Consider the following 14,864-nt stretch of genomic DNA (forward strand, 5'->3'; position numbering starts at 1 on the left):
TTAGATAATAAAGTGATCAACCTTTTCAATCAGCTGATGAATCTCTGGTTTACTAATTTGATCATCCGCACCGATGGTCTCCCCTTTATGCCGCAAATCTTCAGTGATTAACGAAGAGAAAATGAGAATCGGAATAGAATTTGTTAAAGGATTGTCCTTCAGCAGTTTTGTTAATCGATGACCATCCATTTTAGGCATTTCGATATCCGTAATAATCATATCAATTTCTTCTGTTACACTGATTCCTTTGCTGACAAGATCCATGACATGATCATATGCCTGTTTGCCATCTTCAAAGGTCACAATGTTTTTATAGCCTGCTTCGGTTAATTCATTTGTTAAAAGACGCATAAGAAGCGGAGAATCTTCAACGACATACAGCTTCTTCCCTGTTCTTCTCTCGTCTTTCTCACCGTCAAACATATGATACGTCTCAACACCAGAAGCGGATTCAATATCATAAATGATTTTTTCGTAATCTGGAAGGAAAATCATTTTTTCATCAAGCTTAATGATGCCCGTTAAATGACGGTCCATCCCTTGATTAAGTGCAGTTGGCTTTTCAATCTCTTCCCAGCTGACGCGGTGAATTTGTGATACCGTTCCTGTATGGAACACAAATTTCCGTTGGTTGAATTCAGTCACAATATATTTTTCTTGTTCTGACTGATCTGACTCCACATTAAAAAAGGAAAATAGATTGATGACTGGTAAAATCTCGCCTCGTAAACTAATCATCCCTTCTACATCTTGGTGAGAGTGCGGTATAACCGTCACTTCAACCGGCTGAATGATTTCTCTTACTTTCATGACGTTAATGCCGAATTGATTTGAACCAATTTCAAACTTCACAATTTCCAATTCATTGGTACCAGAGTCAAGTAAAATTTCTTGTTTGTTTAAAGCCACGGAAATCCCTCTATTCTTCAATATAAGATTGTACTTTTTATATCGGCAGCATAGGTAAAAAGTTGACGTTTCTTTACGCTTTCTCTCGAACGAATTGATGAATCACAAGTCCTATCGCTGCAAGGATGAGCAAAGATCCTAGTGCAAGGCGGCTTGCGACATTTCCGTGCGCTGCAAACAGCAGAGTGACTGAGCCATAAATGATGGGCCCGATAATGGAAGACACCTTCCCCGAGAAGGCAAAGAGACCAAAAAACTGTCCTCTCTTTTCCTGCGGTGTGAGCTCAATAATCAATATTCGTGATGCCCCCCAGCTTGCGCCAAGCGAAATCCCGAATAAACTGCCTGCTACCCAGAAGACCCATTCAGTTGTCGCTGTTACAGCCAGGATGAGCGCCACAATTAAAATGACATACACGACTGTAATCGAGCGCTTTGCCCCAATCGCTTTTGTGATATATCCGAATAGAAAGGAACCAATGATACTTGATATGGTCGACACAAGATAAAGCAAAATAAACTGCCCAGCAGTAAAGCCAATAATGATTTTCGCATAAACAGCCATCATCGCAATCGCTGTTTGTAAGGCATCATTCATAAAAAAGAAGGCGATCATAAAGATAAAAGCTGGCTTGTATTGCTTCATCTCTTTAAACGTGCGAACAATCTCCTTATACCCGCTGAAAAAAGACGCCTTTTTCTCTTGCTGCGGCAGTGGATGAGGATCTTTTACAAAAAAGAGAAACGGAAGAAAAAAGAGAAAGAATAAAAGGGCTGTCGGAATAAAGGCTTCATGAAACTGGTCATTACCGACAAGTAAATAAACAGAGAGGCCGACAAGTGTCCCTAAATAACCAACAGCAATGCCAAATCCAGAAATAAGCGGGATTTCATCCTTTGTCCCAAGATCGGGCAATATCGTATCATAGAAAACAAGACTAGAATGATAGAAAAACTTTGCGATCACAAACAAGGTGACGACGACTAATAAGGAGACAGGCAGCCCAAACCATTCGCTTGAGAAATCAATTCCAGCAAAGATTCCCATCAGAAACGTACAAGCAATACATATAAAAGTAAACATCGTGATATAGCGCTTCTTTTTTCCTGTCCGATCAATCAGTACTCCGAATAATGGTGTAAAAATGACAAGAAAAAAGCTGGCTAGTGCGTTTGCATAAGAAATAAAGGTACTGGCGATCTGATCCATTCTTGCACTGTCCCCGATCGTTTCCTGTAAGTAGAATGGGAAGAAAATGGTGATCATATTTGATGAAAATATCGTATTTGCAAAATCATACAACGCCCAGGCTAACACAGGTGCTGTCAAAAACAGACCGAAGCCTGCCCCTTTTTTCTGTATCGTCTTTTTTCCGCTTCTCAATAGATTGTCTCCCTTCCCTGCCTCAGTTTTCACGATCAATCTATTTTATGTCATGTTTCCCTCTTCCATACAAGCAATCTATGCAAAAAGCACCCCTTACTATATAGCAGAGGTGCTTTTTCTTTCATTATTTCTTCACAACAATGGTACTTGCAATCAAATCGTGAAGTGCTTGTTTTTTTTCTGTGAAAAAGGCAATGATATAGCCAATATATAAGATTGGAGACAAAAAGCCTTTTGCAAAGAAGCGGCCAGTTGCACGCCCGAATGTGACCTTTTCGCCTGTGACTTTTGTTACTTTGATGCCAAGAGCCATCTTCCCGAGTGTTCCTTGTAATTTTGATGATTCCATGATGGCGTAATAAAGCCATGTCACCACGGTCCCCATCAAGACTGCCCCTATATAGAAAATGATCAGTCCCATAATAGCTTCCCATTCCTCATCCGTCATGACGGTTGAAGAATAATAATAACTATCGTCATCCATCATCAGGGCTGCTCCTGGGCTTGAGACAAAAAAGACTGACGCCAAAATAAACATGATAAAAGCAATTGGTACTCCGATAATGATACCGTCCAAAAGGTGTGCAAGAAAACGATAGCCTACGCCTGCTAGCTCAGGATGCTTCTTTTCTTGAATGTGCGGTTCTGTAATATTGGTTTCCATCCTATTTCTCCTTTATTATGTATGTTTTCTATAAATTTCTTATAATCATTCGTTATTATATCCTATGAATATAGCAAGATCAATGGAGCTTTACACTTTTACATATATTTTAGATCAGCGTGACTCAAACGGTTTATGTGAATAATGACTGAAAATTTTGTGAAAAAGATGGCACTTATAGTTCTTTCACCTCCTGACTTTTTAACATTTTGTGATATTTTCGTCTTATTTCCATTCTTCTGTTGACAACCGTGCTTCACATGGTACAATAGTCAAGGATTTTTTAAAGAAAGGTGTTCATGATGGGAACTGTCGTACTATTAAAGAACAACGAAATGACTGTAATTGAGGATATTTGCGAAGCTGATTTCTTAGATATGAAGCAAGGTTTGTCTAATGATGACACAGCTTATATCTCTTGGTATGAAGATTACGATACTGCTTATGGATATTGATTTCATTTCATAGATGAAGCGTCAAAAAAGGCGATCCAACCTGAGAATAGGTTGATCGCCTTTTTTACGTTTTTGAGCTTCTTTCACTTTCAGGTTCCACATGAATAAAGATTTGTGCATGTGGAAATTCCAGCTGAATTTTCTCTTCAATTCGATCACATAGTTGGTGAACATCTTCAATGGTTGTTTTCCCATTCACAATCAAATGGAAATCAATATATTCTTCCGCACCAGACCGCCTTGTTCGAAAGTCATGATATTCAATGAATTCTTCACTGAACCCTTGAATGATCGCTTCAATCAATTGTTCTTCCTCCGGTGTTAAACGTGCGTCCACAAGCGGCGGGAAAGCCTCCTTCATGAGCTTAAACGCTTCACGCATAATAAAGAGAGCAAGAACCATTCCAATGATCGGATCTAGGAAATACCAGTCGGTTAATGCCACAAGCAGTAAACTGAATGCCACTCCTAATGACGCATACACATCCGTTAAAAGGTGCAGTGCATTCGATTTCATGGCGACTGAATGTACTCGCTCTGCCTCTTTGTTCACAACCCTCGATACAACAAAATTGATGAGCGCACCTATCAGCATGACCACAATGCCGAGCACAGGCAGCTTGACTGGCTCTGGATGCATTAATTTGTGAACACATTCGTATATAATCCAAATGCCAGCAACGAATATGAGCAGTGTTTCAATCGTTCCAGAAATATTTTCGACTTTGCCATGCCCATAAGGATGTTTTGAATCTGCTGGCTTTCTTGAAATACGAACAGAGATAAATGCAATAAAAGAGGCCATTAAGTCAAGAAAGGAATGAATGGCTTCTGATAAAACCGCAACAGATCCAGTTAACAGCCCGACAATGATTTTTAAGACGACAATAAATGTGTTGCTCATCACAGATAGAAACGCGATTTTCGATGTCTTCGCTGATTGTTCCATCTTTCGTCCTCCTTTAGGAGATCGTATGTCTATGAAAGCAATTCCCATGACCCTGATTCTCACGTTCTTTCAGTTTACGCAGTTTGTCCATTTTCTAACCATCTTCATCACAACCTGTATTTTCTCGTAAGGTTACGCTATAATAAATGTTGCTCTTTCTTCAATATATCACTCATGCTGTGATAAATAGGAGAATAGACTACATATAACGATATCCAGTGCCCTTCGCAGGTGACATTTATGCAGTGAATGGTAAAATAGGATAAAAACATAAATTTTTAAGGTGATGAGAAATGGAGCATTTGCTGAATCCAAGAGTAAAGGATATTGAAATTTCAGGCATTCGAACATTTTCAAATCTCGTATCGTCATATGAGGATGTCGTATCATTGACGATCGGCCAGCCCGATTTTTATACGCCGCATCATGTCAAAACAGCTGCCAAAACAGCCATTGACGAGAATTTCACCTCGTACACTCACAATGCTGGTTTCCTAGAGCTAAGACAAGCGATCCAGCAGTATATCAAGAAGAAAGTCAATCTTGATTATGATGCAGAGTCAGAAATCATTGTCACGACAGGTGCAAGTCAAGCGATCGATGCTGCGTTTCGAACCATTTTGACAGAAGGTGACGAGGTCATTTTACCTGGCCCTGTTTACCCCGGCTATGAACCGATCATTCGGATGTGCGGCGGCACGCCCGTCCATATCGACACAACGAATGCTGGCTTTAAATTAAATGCCAAGCTGATTGAGGATGCATTAACGGAAAAGACAAAGTGTGTGGTTCTTCCTTATCCTTCAAACCCAACTGGTGTTACACTTTCAGAAGAAGAATTGAAAGAAATTGCCCAGCTCCTTGAAGGAAAAGACATCTTTATTTTATCTGACGAAATCTATAGTGAGCTGACATTTGACCGGCCGCATCATTCAATTGCCTCTTTCTTAAAAGAACAAACCATTGTGATCAATGGGCTGTCTAAATCTCATAGCATGACAGGATGGAGAATTGGCTTTTTATTTGCTTCAGCTCCAATTGCTAAACATGTATTAAAAGTACATCAATATAACGTGTCTTGTGCCTCGGCTGTCTCACAAAAGGCGGCACTTGAAGCTGTGACAAATGGTGTGGATGATGCGCTAATCATGAGAGAGCAATATAAGAAAAGGCTCGATTATGTATATGATCGGCTCATTTCTATGGGGCTTCCGGTCATTAAACCTTCTGGCGCTTTTTATATTTTTCCATCCATTGAATCGTTCGGGATGAGTTCCTTTGATTTTTGCATGGAGCTGTTAGAAAGTACAAGACTTGCTGTCGTACCTGGCTCTGCCTTCTCTCCACTCGGCGAAGGGTATGTGCGCCTGTCCTATGCTTATTCACTTGAAACTTTAAAAGAAGGACTTGACCGCTTGGAACAATTTGTTCTTGAAAAACGTTCAATTCGTTCGCTAGATTGAAACAACGGCTCACTTGCCGTTGTTTTTATTTTGCAGGAAACTTGATGTGAAATACTGTGCCCTTTTCAGGATGACTGTCCACACGGATCGTCCCGTTATGATTTTCTAAAATATTAAATGTCACCATGAGACCAAGTCCAGTGCCTTTTTCCTTTGTGGTTAAAAAGGGCTCTCCAATCCGCTTCATCACCGATTCAGGAATGCCGACCCCTTCATCACGAATGGTGACGAGTATCCCTTCTCTTTCTGCTTTGGCCGTGATGTCTACCTTTCCTCCATCCGGCATCGATTCCACAGCATTTTTGATTAAATTGATAAACACCTGTTTGAGCTGATTTTGATCTCCGTTCATCAAGAGATTTTCCTCTATCTCATGTGTGTTCATTAAAATGCCATTTAAGTTAGCTTGTGTTTCTAGCAAAGCTGTGACTTCGCTAATGATTTTTTTCAAATCAAGCGTCTGCATCGATGCTGTTTGCTGCGGTTTTGCCAGCATCAGCAGCTCACTTAATATAACTTCTATCCGGCTCAGCTCAGAAAAAACAATGTCAAAATATTGATCACGATCTTTTGTTTTCGGTTTAATGAGCTGCAAAAAGCCTTTGATGGCGGTCAATGGGTTCCTTATTTCATGTGCAATACCAGCAGCCAATTGACCTGCAATCGATAATTTTTCAGAGCGAAGCATGAGCTCTTCTGTCTGCTTACGTTCGGATATATCTCTTAAAATAATTTGAACGGCTGTTTCTCCAAAGAATGTGGTTGGGATACACACCATTTCTGTATAAATCAGCTTATGTTTAAAAGTATGACAGCTCATCGTGACAATTTCAGAATCTGATGCTCTTTCAATAATACGTGATAAGCTCTTTTTGACCTTTTGCTGATCACAGGAATGGATTTGGTGAAAAATATCCTTTCCTATTAATTTATCGTAATGCTCTGCTTCAAATAATTTAATGCCTGATTCATTCATAAACACCCATTTGTGATCATGGATGACCGCAATCGTATCAATGGAATTTTGGATGAGCAGCTGATACCGCTCCCTGCTTTTTTGAAGAACGGTTTGGAATTTTTTACGGGATGAGATATCCACCAGCAGTAAAAGCTCTGCCCTCTGATTTTGATAGATCGCTGGTGATGACTTCACTTCAATATGAATCGTGCTCCCATCTTTTCGTTTCCATATCTGTTCAATCATCCCGACTGGAAGTCCTTGCTGCAGCCTTGTAATTCGGCTTCTGACAATATCATGGTACTCTTCAGCAATGAAATCAAACGCGGACTTGCCAATCATATCATCTCTCGTACTTACACCCATTAATTGCAGCATGGCATCGTTTGCATAAACAATTTTCCCTAATGTTGTAATACATAACGGATTTGGCAGCATGGCAATCAATTGTTCAGCTTCACTAACATTTTGGAAAGCCGGCAGACTGCCTAACGACTGTTCTGCTACTTCTGATGTTGTTTGAAATGCTGCTTTTTGAGGTTCATCGTCCAGCACCCTCATTTTCAGGATCATTTCTCTACCTAAATCGTCGTCTAAACCATCGCAAGCAACAAAATCAATGCTCGCTTCGATCCAAACAGCTGTCAGATCACTTCTAAGCAGTCTAAAGTGGCAAATCTCTAGCATGTGCTGATTGTAGAAATAACTTTCAACGAGAAATTGATCTTCAGTATGAACAAAGTCTTTCAAAAAACACCCTAGTAAATCCTTTTGTTCATAGAGCAAAAGCTGCTTACAGTTGGAAGAAATGTAGAGAAAGCGGCCATTAGAAGAAAGAACGGCATGTAAATCGATATTCGAATACAATTGATTCGAATCTTTCATTTTTTGTTCCATCGTCGTCCGACCCTCCTTTTCATTTTTTAGGGTTGTCCTTAGGTTGATGTATAAAAAAGATTCGCTAGAAAACCCGTATTTTCCTTCCATCATCGCGGGAAACGTCCATATTTTCAGCAAAAAGGGAGCACTTTCTGCTGCTGTGCTCCCTGCTGTTTATTGCTTTTCATATTTCTTTTGTAATTCTACGTACTTATCCACAATTTTACTAGGAATGTTTTTAATGACGGGATCTTTATCTGAGACATAAGGTGTCACAACACTAAAAGCCACCTCTGGATGAGATGAAGGATAATATCCGCCAAAGGTTAAATTGTACGTGGCATTCCCCCACCAGCTGCGGTTGGCACCATAGTAAAAGGTTTGTGCTGTTCCCGTTTTCCCTGCGACATCATGCTGACCAAACCGGCCAGCCGCTGTTCCGCCTGTTGATGTGACCATTTTCAATCCCATTTTGACGCGGTCAATATCTGCTTTCGAGTTGTTAATCCTGTTCAGCACCTTTGGCTCATATTTTTTCACCACTGGGCCCACTTCTTCCTTATTTGTTGGAAGATGAACACTTTTCACCACTCTTGGCTGAACACGGCTGCCTCCGTTGGCGATGGTTGACATGTATTGTGCCACTTGAAGCGGTGTATACGTGTCATACTGTCCAATCGCTTCATCAAGCAAAAGTCCGCCGACCGTCTTAGGATGTGTCTGCATCCCGCTTGATTCCTGCGGCAGATCGATTCCTGTTTTCACGCCAAGACCAAATTGCGCATAGTAGTTTCGCATTTTTTGTAAGTGCTCAGGTCTTGCAGGTAACGGCCCATCCTTTTGATAGGTGATGCCCGCCATTCTCATTGCTACTTGGAACATGTAGACGTTGGAACTTTTTTGGAGTGCCTGAAGGTCGTTGACCCAACCAAGAACTTTGTAAGACTGTTTCGGCTTTCCTCCACTTCCTGCAAAATAGAGCGGTGTATCCATATAAGATTGGTTGTGTGACATCCCGTCCTGATACCCGCCAAGTACTGTAGCTCCTTTGACAACAGAGCCCATTTCGTATTGGGTCGTAAATGTTCCGATGGCATAATCTGTGACGTCTCTGCCGTCCATTTTCTTGCCTGACATGGCAAGGATATCTCCCGAGTTAGGGTCCATCATGACAACAAAGGCACGGTCCATCATATAGTTTCTTGCGCTAGCAGATCTAAGCTCTGATTCGACGATCTTGTCGACTTCCTTTTGCAGCTCCATATCGAATGTCAGCGCAAGATCAAGTCCTCTTCGGCCCTCTGTCCGCTTGATTTCATCGAGAAGCTTCCCGCCAACCTGTGTATATTGAACGGTCGCCTTCTCTGGGTTTAGGAAATCCTCGTATTGATATTCTAAATAGCTCTTCCCTACCCGGTCGTTTCGCGAGTAGCCTCTTGCCATATAGTAATCTTCGCGCTCTTTAATGATTCCTTGCTCCGGTGTCGTCACACCGCCAAGTACATTATAAAGGGTCTTTTCATATGGATATTTTCTTGTCCAGTCGTTGATGACGTTCACACCAGGCAGTTCATCCAGATGCTCTGACACAAGTGAAATCTCTTCATATGTCAAGCTGACGGATGATGTCTGTTTTGATTCTTTTGTTTCATCGAGTAAAGCAACTTTTTCGTCCCCTTTTTTCTCTTCATTTGGGTCCATTGCTTTAACGATCTGAGGCTCAAAGGCATATCCGCCTGTAAATCTACGATAGATCGCTGCAACTGCTTTTTCAGATGCATCGTTTTCGATCGCCTTCACTTCTTCTTTCGGCACACGCTCTACTTGAAGCGGATAGACATCCTTTGCAGCAATATCCTTTTTTTCCGCTTTTGAAATGAGCTTTTCGGCCTCTTGCGGATGGCTCGCCAGCCAAAAATCTCGAATGTCTCGCTCTCTCAAAAAATCAGTATCCATTTTTATATAAGTCGCAAGTTTTCTTGCTACTTTAATCTTATCCTTCGCTTTCACACCGCTTTCTGATGTATAAACGATGGCAGGTACACTTTCGTTATCAACGACGACTCTTCCCCTCGCGTCATACATTTTTCCTCTTGGAGACGGGTATGATGCTGTTTTGACCTCTGTTCGGTTGGCTTGCTTTTTATAATCTTCACCATTGACGATTTGCAGTACACCAAGCTTGATCACAAGTCCAGCAAATAAACTAAATACAGCGAAGAAAAAGAGATTAATTCTCCAGGCGTTCCGGCGCTTCATTTTTTTCTGCTCGGCAGCACCTTGATGCTGTTTCTCTCCCACTTATGTAGCTCCTCTCATCCTTTCAATCTTTTACAATTATCACTCATTATTGTAACACTTTTGTAATAGTTGTTACAGCGAAACAAGTGAAAAAAAGCTGTCAATCCCTATTCTACAAAAAAATATACTAACACTTTAAAATTTTGGTATGTTTATGTCGTTTTCTTTAAATGATAGAATTCCCTATCCTTTGATATGAAGCGGCTCTTCCGATGACTATAACAAAAATGACAAACAGCCGCCTGTCAATGGAGGATGCTGGTACGTTTATAACAAAAAGTCCATGTTATGATTTTCTGTGAGAAAACAAAACAAAGATTTTAGGAGGAGTTACAATATGAAGAAGAAATCATTCTTTTTTTCAGCGCTGACAGCTGCTGCACTCATCACGTTCACTGGAGGACATTCAGCTGATGCGAAGGAGCTTAACCTGAAACAAGTCATACAAGTACAACATCAAGCCATTGATCTTCATACATTAGCGGCAAAATTACATATCTCTTCAGATGTAAACAAGCTAAGCAAGCAAGACCAAAAAGAGATCGAAGCTCTATTAAACAAGCTGATCAAAAGCGGCCAGCCTGTTACTGGAACAAAAGTAGTGAAAGAAGTAAACAAAGCTAAAAATGAACAAAAACAAGAATCAGTGAAAAAACCAACTGCTTCTAAACCAAGCACTCCAGCAAAACAAAATACAAACAACAATAACAACACAAAAGCGGACCAAAAAGACACAACGGCATCAAAAGCAGACAGCAGCTCAAATGCATTTGAAAAAGAAGTGGTTGAGCTTACAAATAAAGAGCGTGCAAAACAAGGATTAAAAGCACTTTCTGTTGATTCCAAATTAAGCAAATCTGCTCGTGCAAAATCTCAAGATATGAAAGATAAAAACTATTTCTCTCATACAAGCCCAACTTACGGATCTCCATTTGATCAAATGAAGCAATTCGGTATCACTTACAAAACAGCAGGTGAAAACATTGCCCAAGGTCAAAGATCTCCTCAAGAAGTTGTGACAGCATGGATGAACAGTGAAGGCCATAGAGCGAACATTCTAAACAAAAACTATACACATATCGGTGTTGGTTATGTGAAATCTGGCAACTACTGGACACAGCAATTCATCGGAAAATAATATCAAAAAAACCTGCCCCTCATTGGGACAGGTTTTTTATTTCACCCATAATTTATATAAACTTTGAGTTCCACTGTTTTCTTCGCCCTGTTCGCTCAGCTTTTCATAAAGTGACTTCGCAAGTGAGAGCCCTGGCATTTCTTCGCCCATCAGCTCTGCTTCTTCAAGCGCAATGCCCATATCCTTGATAAAATGCTTCACATAAAATCCTGGCTCGAAATCACCTTTCAGCATTCTTGGTGCAAGGTTTGATAAAGACCAGCTGCCGGCTGCACCTGTTGTAATGCTTTTGAGTACCTGCTCTGGATCAAGTCCTGATTTTTCAGCATAGGCCATTGCCTCTGCGACACCTACCATACCCGCTGCGATCGCAATTTGGTTACACATTTTTGTATGCTGACCGCTGCCTGCCGGACCTTGATATTGAATGTTCTCTCCCATTTTCTCAAACAGCGGCAGACAGGCTTCATAGGCTGATCTTTCTCCGCCGATCATAATAGCCAGCGTGCCATTTTGAGCGCCTATGTCTCCACCTGATACAGGTGCATCTAATGTAAATACACCTCTTTCTTTCGCTTTCATCTCAATTTCTTTGGCAAGCTGAGGCTTCGATGTCGTCATATCAATAAGATATGTACCAGGCGCGGCATGTGCCACAAGCCCATCTTCTCCCAAGTAGATTTCTTCTACATCTGATGGATATCCCACCATTGTGATGACAGCATCAGCACTCTCTGCTATCTCCTTTATTGCCGGCTTCCATGCTGCGCCTTTTTGAATCAATGAGTCTGCTTTTGCTTTCGTTCTTGTATAAACGAGAATCTCATATCCTGCATCCATTAAATGTCCTGCCATGCTGCGTCCCATTACACCGATTCCTATAAAACCAACTGTTTTGATTTGTGCCATCACTTGTTCCCCCTTAAAGAGACTTGGTCAATCCACCATCAATGATCAGTGTTTGACCTGTCATATATGTATTGATTTCAGATAAAAGAAAAGCTGCATATGCTGCAAATTCCTCTGGCTGTCCGTAACGGCCAAGCGGAATCGCACGTTCAGCCTGTGCTTTAATTTCTTCAACCGTTAGATTTTCTGTTTGTGCGCGGTGCTTCTCTAATAGCTTGACGCGGTCTGTTTCAATTTTCCCCGGCGCTAACGTATTGATCAAAATACCATCCTTTGCAAGCTCCTGAGCGGCTGTTTTTGTCCATCCGGCAATGGCAGGTCTAAATGTATTCGACAGCATCAAGCCCGGGATCGGTTCTTTCACTGACATTGACGCAATATTTAACACTCGTGCGCCGCGTTTTTTCAAATAAGGCAATGCCTCTTTTAATAATCGAATATAGCTGAGTAAATGAAGCTGAAATGATTCCATCCAATCTTCATCTGTTAAGGTGTCGAGCGTACCTGTTTTAGGCCCTCCTGTATTGTTCACAAGAATGTCTAGACACTGTTCATCACCAGCCGCCGCTTGAACAAGCGACTTGATTTGCCCGGCGTCAGATACGTCACATACTTGATAAGCCAGCTGTCCTTTGACAAGCGGGGACAGCTCTTTCACTGTTTCTTTCAGCGTTTGTTCATGTCTTCCTGAGAGCATTACGTCTGCTCCCTCTTTTGCTAGAGCAAAGGCAATGGCTTTTCCAATACCTTGACTGCTTGCAGCCACCAATGCTTTTTTTCCAGATAGATTGACATCCATGTCAACACCTCCTCTGCTTTTATTTTATCACACAAAAAGAACCTTGCTCACGTCGCAAGGTTCCTTTCCGCTGATTACACCTTAAATCGGTCAACCGCCTGACGTAACGCCTGGCTTGATTCGTTCAGCATTTCAGTTGATGTTTTCGTTCTTTCTAATACTTGGACTTGTTCATCTGTAGACGCATGCACTTCCTCAGCTGAGGCAGCAGATTCTTCTGAAATGGCAGCAATGCTTTGAATGGAGTCACTCATCTTCTGCTGTTCTTCTGTCATTTCATTGATCTGTGTATGAATGCTGTCAATTGAACCGACAAGTGCCTGCATTTCCATTGTGATGCTGCTCAGTGCCTCGCCTGTTGCATTGATGGCGTCACCTTGTTCCTCATTCATTTTACTTGCTGTTGTCATCGCTTCAGCTGCCTTCTTCGATTCATCTTGAATGAGTTTGACGGTTTCACTAATGTGTTTTGTTGACTGAGCAGATTGTTCAGCAAGCTTTCTCACTTCTTCTGCAACTACAGCAAATCCTCGTCCGCTTTCTCCTGCTCTCGCTGCTTCAATGCTTGCATTAAGTGCAAGTAAATTCGTTTGATCCGAGATTTCAGAGATAGCAGTTACGACGTTTTCAATATTTTTCGTTTTATGCTCAAGGTCTAACAGCATTTGTTCTACCTTTTTCGATTCTTCGCTCGTTTGTGTTGATTTTTGGACGAGCACACCAAGTGCATCAAGCCCTTTATAGCTTGCATCTTCAGATGATTTTGAGTTGGTTAGCATTTGTGAGGCGAGCTCACCCATATGGCGCACTTTCTCATACAAATGCTCTGATTTCTCATTAATCGTTTCTGCATCTGATGCCTGCTTAGATGCCCCTGTTGCCACCTCTTGAATAGCCGTTGCAATCTGTTCGCTGGACAGCAAGGTCTCATTTGAAATGTGGGTCACTTCATCCGCTGATTTCACAACTTGATCTGAAGCCCCTTTTACTTTTTCAATTAACTCCCTGATGTCCTCAGTCATTTGATTAAAGCTTTTTGTGAGGAAACCAATTTCATCTTTAGACTTCGTTTCAAGCGTGCTTGTTAGATCGCCATCTGACACCTTACGAGCATGCTCTATTAGACGCTTGATTGGCGTTGTTATGCTTCTTGCCAATAAGAAACTGAGAATCATCGCAAGAATAATGCCAATGACGGATATAATGATACTTGTCTGATTCATTTGTTCTGTAATCCAAAGCAGTTGCTTTTTCTCAAAGCTGACACCAACTGTCCAATTGGCTTCTTTGATTTTAGATATGACCGTCAGTTCTTTTTTGTCATCAATACCTGAGTTGTCAAGCGCTTTTTTCACAGAGGCGACCTTTGATATGTTTTTTCCTTGCTCTGTTGGATGCGCCAAAAGAGTGCCTGTGCCATCAACTAAGAAAGCGGTTCCCTTATAAGGAATCTCTTGTTCATTTATATAAGTTTGAATGGAGGACAGCTTCAAATCAAGTCCAGCGACCCCGATGACCTTCCCATTTTTGACAATCGCCTTCGTCGCTGAGACAATCACTTTTTTCGTTGCTTCATCAACATATGGATCTGTCCATACGACCTGATCAGGCTTTTCGGCTGCTTGTTTATACCAACCTTGTTTAGATGGATCATACCCTTCGCCAAGATCGAACTCTGGGAATCCAAAAATTTTGCCGTCACTTGTTCCAATATAGGTAAACGAAATGAGTTTATCCTGTTCCTGCAAGTTTTTAAGTGCATCTTTTTCAAAAGCTAATGTTTGCTTTGTTTGTTTTTGCGCAAATTCTTCAGTCATTGTACCTGTTGCCACTTTGTTAATTGTATTTGCGTAATTATCAAGCTTTTCTGTAATAATGTCTCTCATGCTTTCTGCCGTTGCTGTTGCGGTGGTTTTTGCATCTCGTTCAATAAGTGGTGTTAATACTAAGTTGGAACCCACTTGAACAGCCACAACGGTTAAAATTAAAATAACTGAGATGAAAACAGCTATTCTCACTTGAAGTTTCTTAAACATCTCATCACCCCTACATC

12 protein-coding genes are annotated in these 14,864 nt (G+C 41.2%); 3 read left to right on the forward strand and 9 right to left on the reverse strand.

Translation table 11 applies throughout. The features are described 5' to 3' along the window. The 3 genes from AKG37_RS13435 to AKG37_RS13445 all read right to left on the reverse strand — a co-directional run bounded on the left by AKG37_RS13435 (position 1) and on the right by AKG37_RS13445 (position 2,960). Positions 1 to 909, reverse strand: a complete 909-nt coding sequence (locus AKG37_RS13435; protein WP_060699251.1) for a chemotaxis protein — start codon at positions 907 to 909, stop codon at positions 1 to 3. 73 nt (positions 910 to 982) lie between these two features. Then, entirely contained in the window at positions 983 to 2,293 is a 1,311-nt protein-coding gene (locus tag AKG37_RS13440) for an MFS transporter (protein WP_060699385.1), read from the reverse strand. A 127-nt stretch (positions 2,294 to 2,420) separates the two neighbouring features. Continuing rightward, entirely contained in the window at positions 2,421 to 2,960 is a 540-nt protein-coding gene (locus AKG37_RS13445; protein ID WP_060699252.1) for an RDD family protein, read from the reverse strand. Between the two features lie 302 nt (positions 2,961 to 3,262). On the opposite strand from AKG37_RS13445, the gene AKG37_RS19015 reads away from it, so the two are divergent. Continuing rightward, on the forward strand, positions 3,263 to 3,415 hold the full coding sequence (locus AKG37_RS19015; RefSeq protein ID WP_162838481.1) for a hypothetical protein: 153 nt from the start codon (positions 3,263 to 3,265) through the stop codon (positions 3,413 to 3,415). 64 nt (positions 3,416 to 3,479) lie between these two features. On the opposite strand, the gene AKG37_RS13450 is transcribed toward AKG37_RS19015, so the two are convergent. Continuing rightward, positions 3,480 to 4,364 carry a cation diffusion facilitator family transporter gene (locus tag AKG37_RS13450; RefSeq protein ID WP_060699253.1) on the reverse strand — a complete coding sequence of 295 codons (885 nt, stop codon included), beginning with the start codon at positions 4,362 to 4,364 and terminating at the stop codon, positions 3,480 to 3,482. A 293-nt stretch (positions 4,365 to 4,657) separates the two neighbouring features. Here AKG37_RS13450 and AKG37_RS13455 point away from each other — a divergent pair, with 293 nt between their 5' ends. Then, positions 4,658 to 5,827 carry an aminotransferase A gene (locus AKG37_RS13455; RefSeq protein WP_060699254.1) on the forward strand — a complete coding sequence of 390 codons (1,170 nt, stop codon included), beginning with the start codon at positions 4,658 to 4,660 and terminating at the stop codon, positions 5,825 to 5,827. 25 nt (positions 5,828 to 5,852) lie between these two features. Here the strand turns inward: AKG37_RS13455 and AKG37_RS13460 are convergent, their stop codons facing one another. Together AKG37_RS13460 and AKG37_RS13465 are read right to left on the reverse strand one after the other, a co-directional pair. Continuing rightward, entirely contained in the window at positions 5,853 to 7,682 is a 1,830-nt protein-coding gene (locus AKG37_RS13460; RefSeq protein ID WP_060699255.1) for a PAS domain-containing sensor histidine kinase, read from the reverse strand. Between the two features lie 156 nt (positions 7,683 to 7,838). Beyond that, on the reverse strand, positions 7,839 to 9,965 hold the full coding sequence (locus AKG37_RS13465) for a peptidoglycan D,D-transpeptidase FtsI family protein (RefSeq protein WP_060699256.1): 2,127 nt from the start codon (positions 9,963 to 9,965) through the stop codon (positions 7,839 to 7,841). 337 nt (positions 9,966 to 10,302) lie between these two features. On the opposite strand from AKG37_RS13465, the gene AKG37_RS13470 reads away from it, so the two are divergent. After that, the gene (locus tag AKG37_RS13470) at positions 10,303 to 11,103 is read left to right on the forward strand and encodes a CAP domain-containing protein (RefSeq protein ID WP_060699257.1); all 801 of its coding nucleotides are present in this window, start codon (positions 10,303 to 10,305) and stop codon (positions 11,101 to 11,103) included. Between the two features lie 36 nt (positions 11,104 to 11,139). Here AKG37_RS13470 and AKG37_RS13475 read toward each other — a convergent pair whose 3' ends face one another. The 3 genes from AKG37_RS13475 to AKG37_RS13485 all read right to left on the reverse strand — a co-directional run bounded on the left by AKG37_RS13475 (position 11,140) and on the right by AKG37_RS13485 (position 14,847). Continuing rightward, positions 11,140 to 12,012, reverse strand: a complete 873-nt coding sequence (locus tag AKG37_RS13475; RefSeq protein WP_060699258.1) for an NAD(P)-dependent oxidoreductase — start codon at positions 12,010 to 12,012, stop codon at positions 11,140 to 11,142. Positions 12,013 to 12,025: 13 nt separating this feature from the next. Then, the gene (locus AKG37_RS13480) at positions 12,026 to 12,811 is read right to left on the reverse strand and encodes an SDR family oxidoreductase (protein WP_060699259.1); all 786 of its coding nucleotides are present in this window, start codon (positions 12,809 to 12,811) and stop codon (positions 12,026 to 12,028) included. A gap of 74 nt (positions 12,812 to 12,885) precedes the next feature. Further along, positions 12,886 to 14,847 carry a methyl-accepting chemotaxis protein gene (locus tag AKG37_RS13485; RefSeq protein ID WP_060699260.1) on the reverse strand — a complete coding sequence of 654 codons (1,962 nt, stop codon included), beginning with the start codon at positions 14,845 to 14,847 and terminating at the stop codon, positions 12,886 to 12,888. Between the last annotated feature and the right edge of the window lie 17 nt (positions 14,848 to 14,864).

Origin of the sequence: Bacillus australimaris (genome assembly GCF_001307105.1) — a bacterium.
Taxonomy (GTDB): Bacteria; Bacillota; Bacilli; order Bacillales; family Bacillaceae; genus Bacillus; species Bacillus australimaris.

Excerpts from the sequence above, each read along its gene's own strand:
- AKG37_RS13455 (WP_060699254.1), top strand. The coding sequence starts at position 4,658 with ATGGAGCATTTGCTGAATCCAAGAGTAAAGGATATTGAAATTTCAGGC.
- AKG37_RS13475 (WP_060699258.1), bottom strand. The coding sequence starts at position 12,012 with ATGGCACAAATCAAAACAGTTGGTTTTATAGGAATCGGTGTAATGGGA.
- AKG37_RS13450 (WP_060699253.1), bottom strand. The coding sequence starts at position 4,364 with ATGGAACAATCAGCGAAGACATCGAAAATCGCGTTTCTATCTGTGATG.
- AKG37_RS13460 (WP_060699255.1), bottom strand. The coding sequence starts at position 7,682 with ATGGAACAAAAAATGAAAGATTCGAATCAATTGTATTCGAATATCGAT.
- AKG37_RS13445 (WP_060699252.1), bottom strand. The coding sequence starts at position 2,960 with ATGGAAACCAATATTACAGAACCGCACATTCAAGAAAAGAAGCATCCT.
- AKG37_RS13485 (WP_060699260.1), bottom strand. The coding sequence starts at position 14,847 with ATGTTTAAGAAACTTCAAGTGAGAATAGCTGTTTTCATCTCAGTTATT.
- AKG37_RS19015 (WP_162838481.1), top strand. The coding sequence starts at position 3,263 with ATGGGAACTGTCGTACTATTAAAGAACAACGAAATGACTGTAATTGAG.
- AKG37_RS13480 (WP_060699259.1), bottom strand. The coding sequence starts at position 12,811 with ATGGATGTCAATCTATCTGGAAAAAAAGCATTGGTGGCTGCAAGCAGT.
- AKG37_RS13470 (WP_060699257.1), top strand. The coding sequence starts at position 10,303 with ATGAAGAAGAAATCATTCTTTTTTTCAGCGCTGACAGCTGCTGCACTC.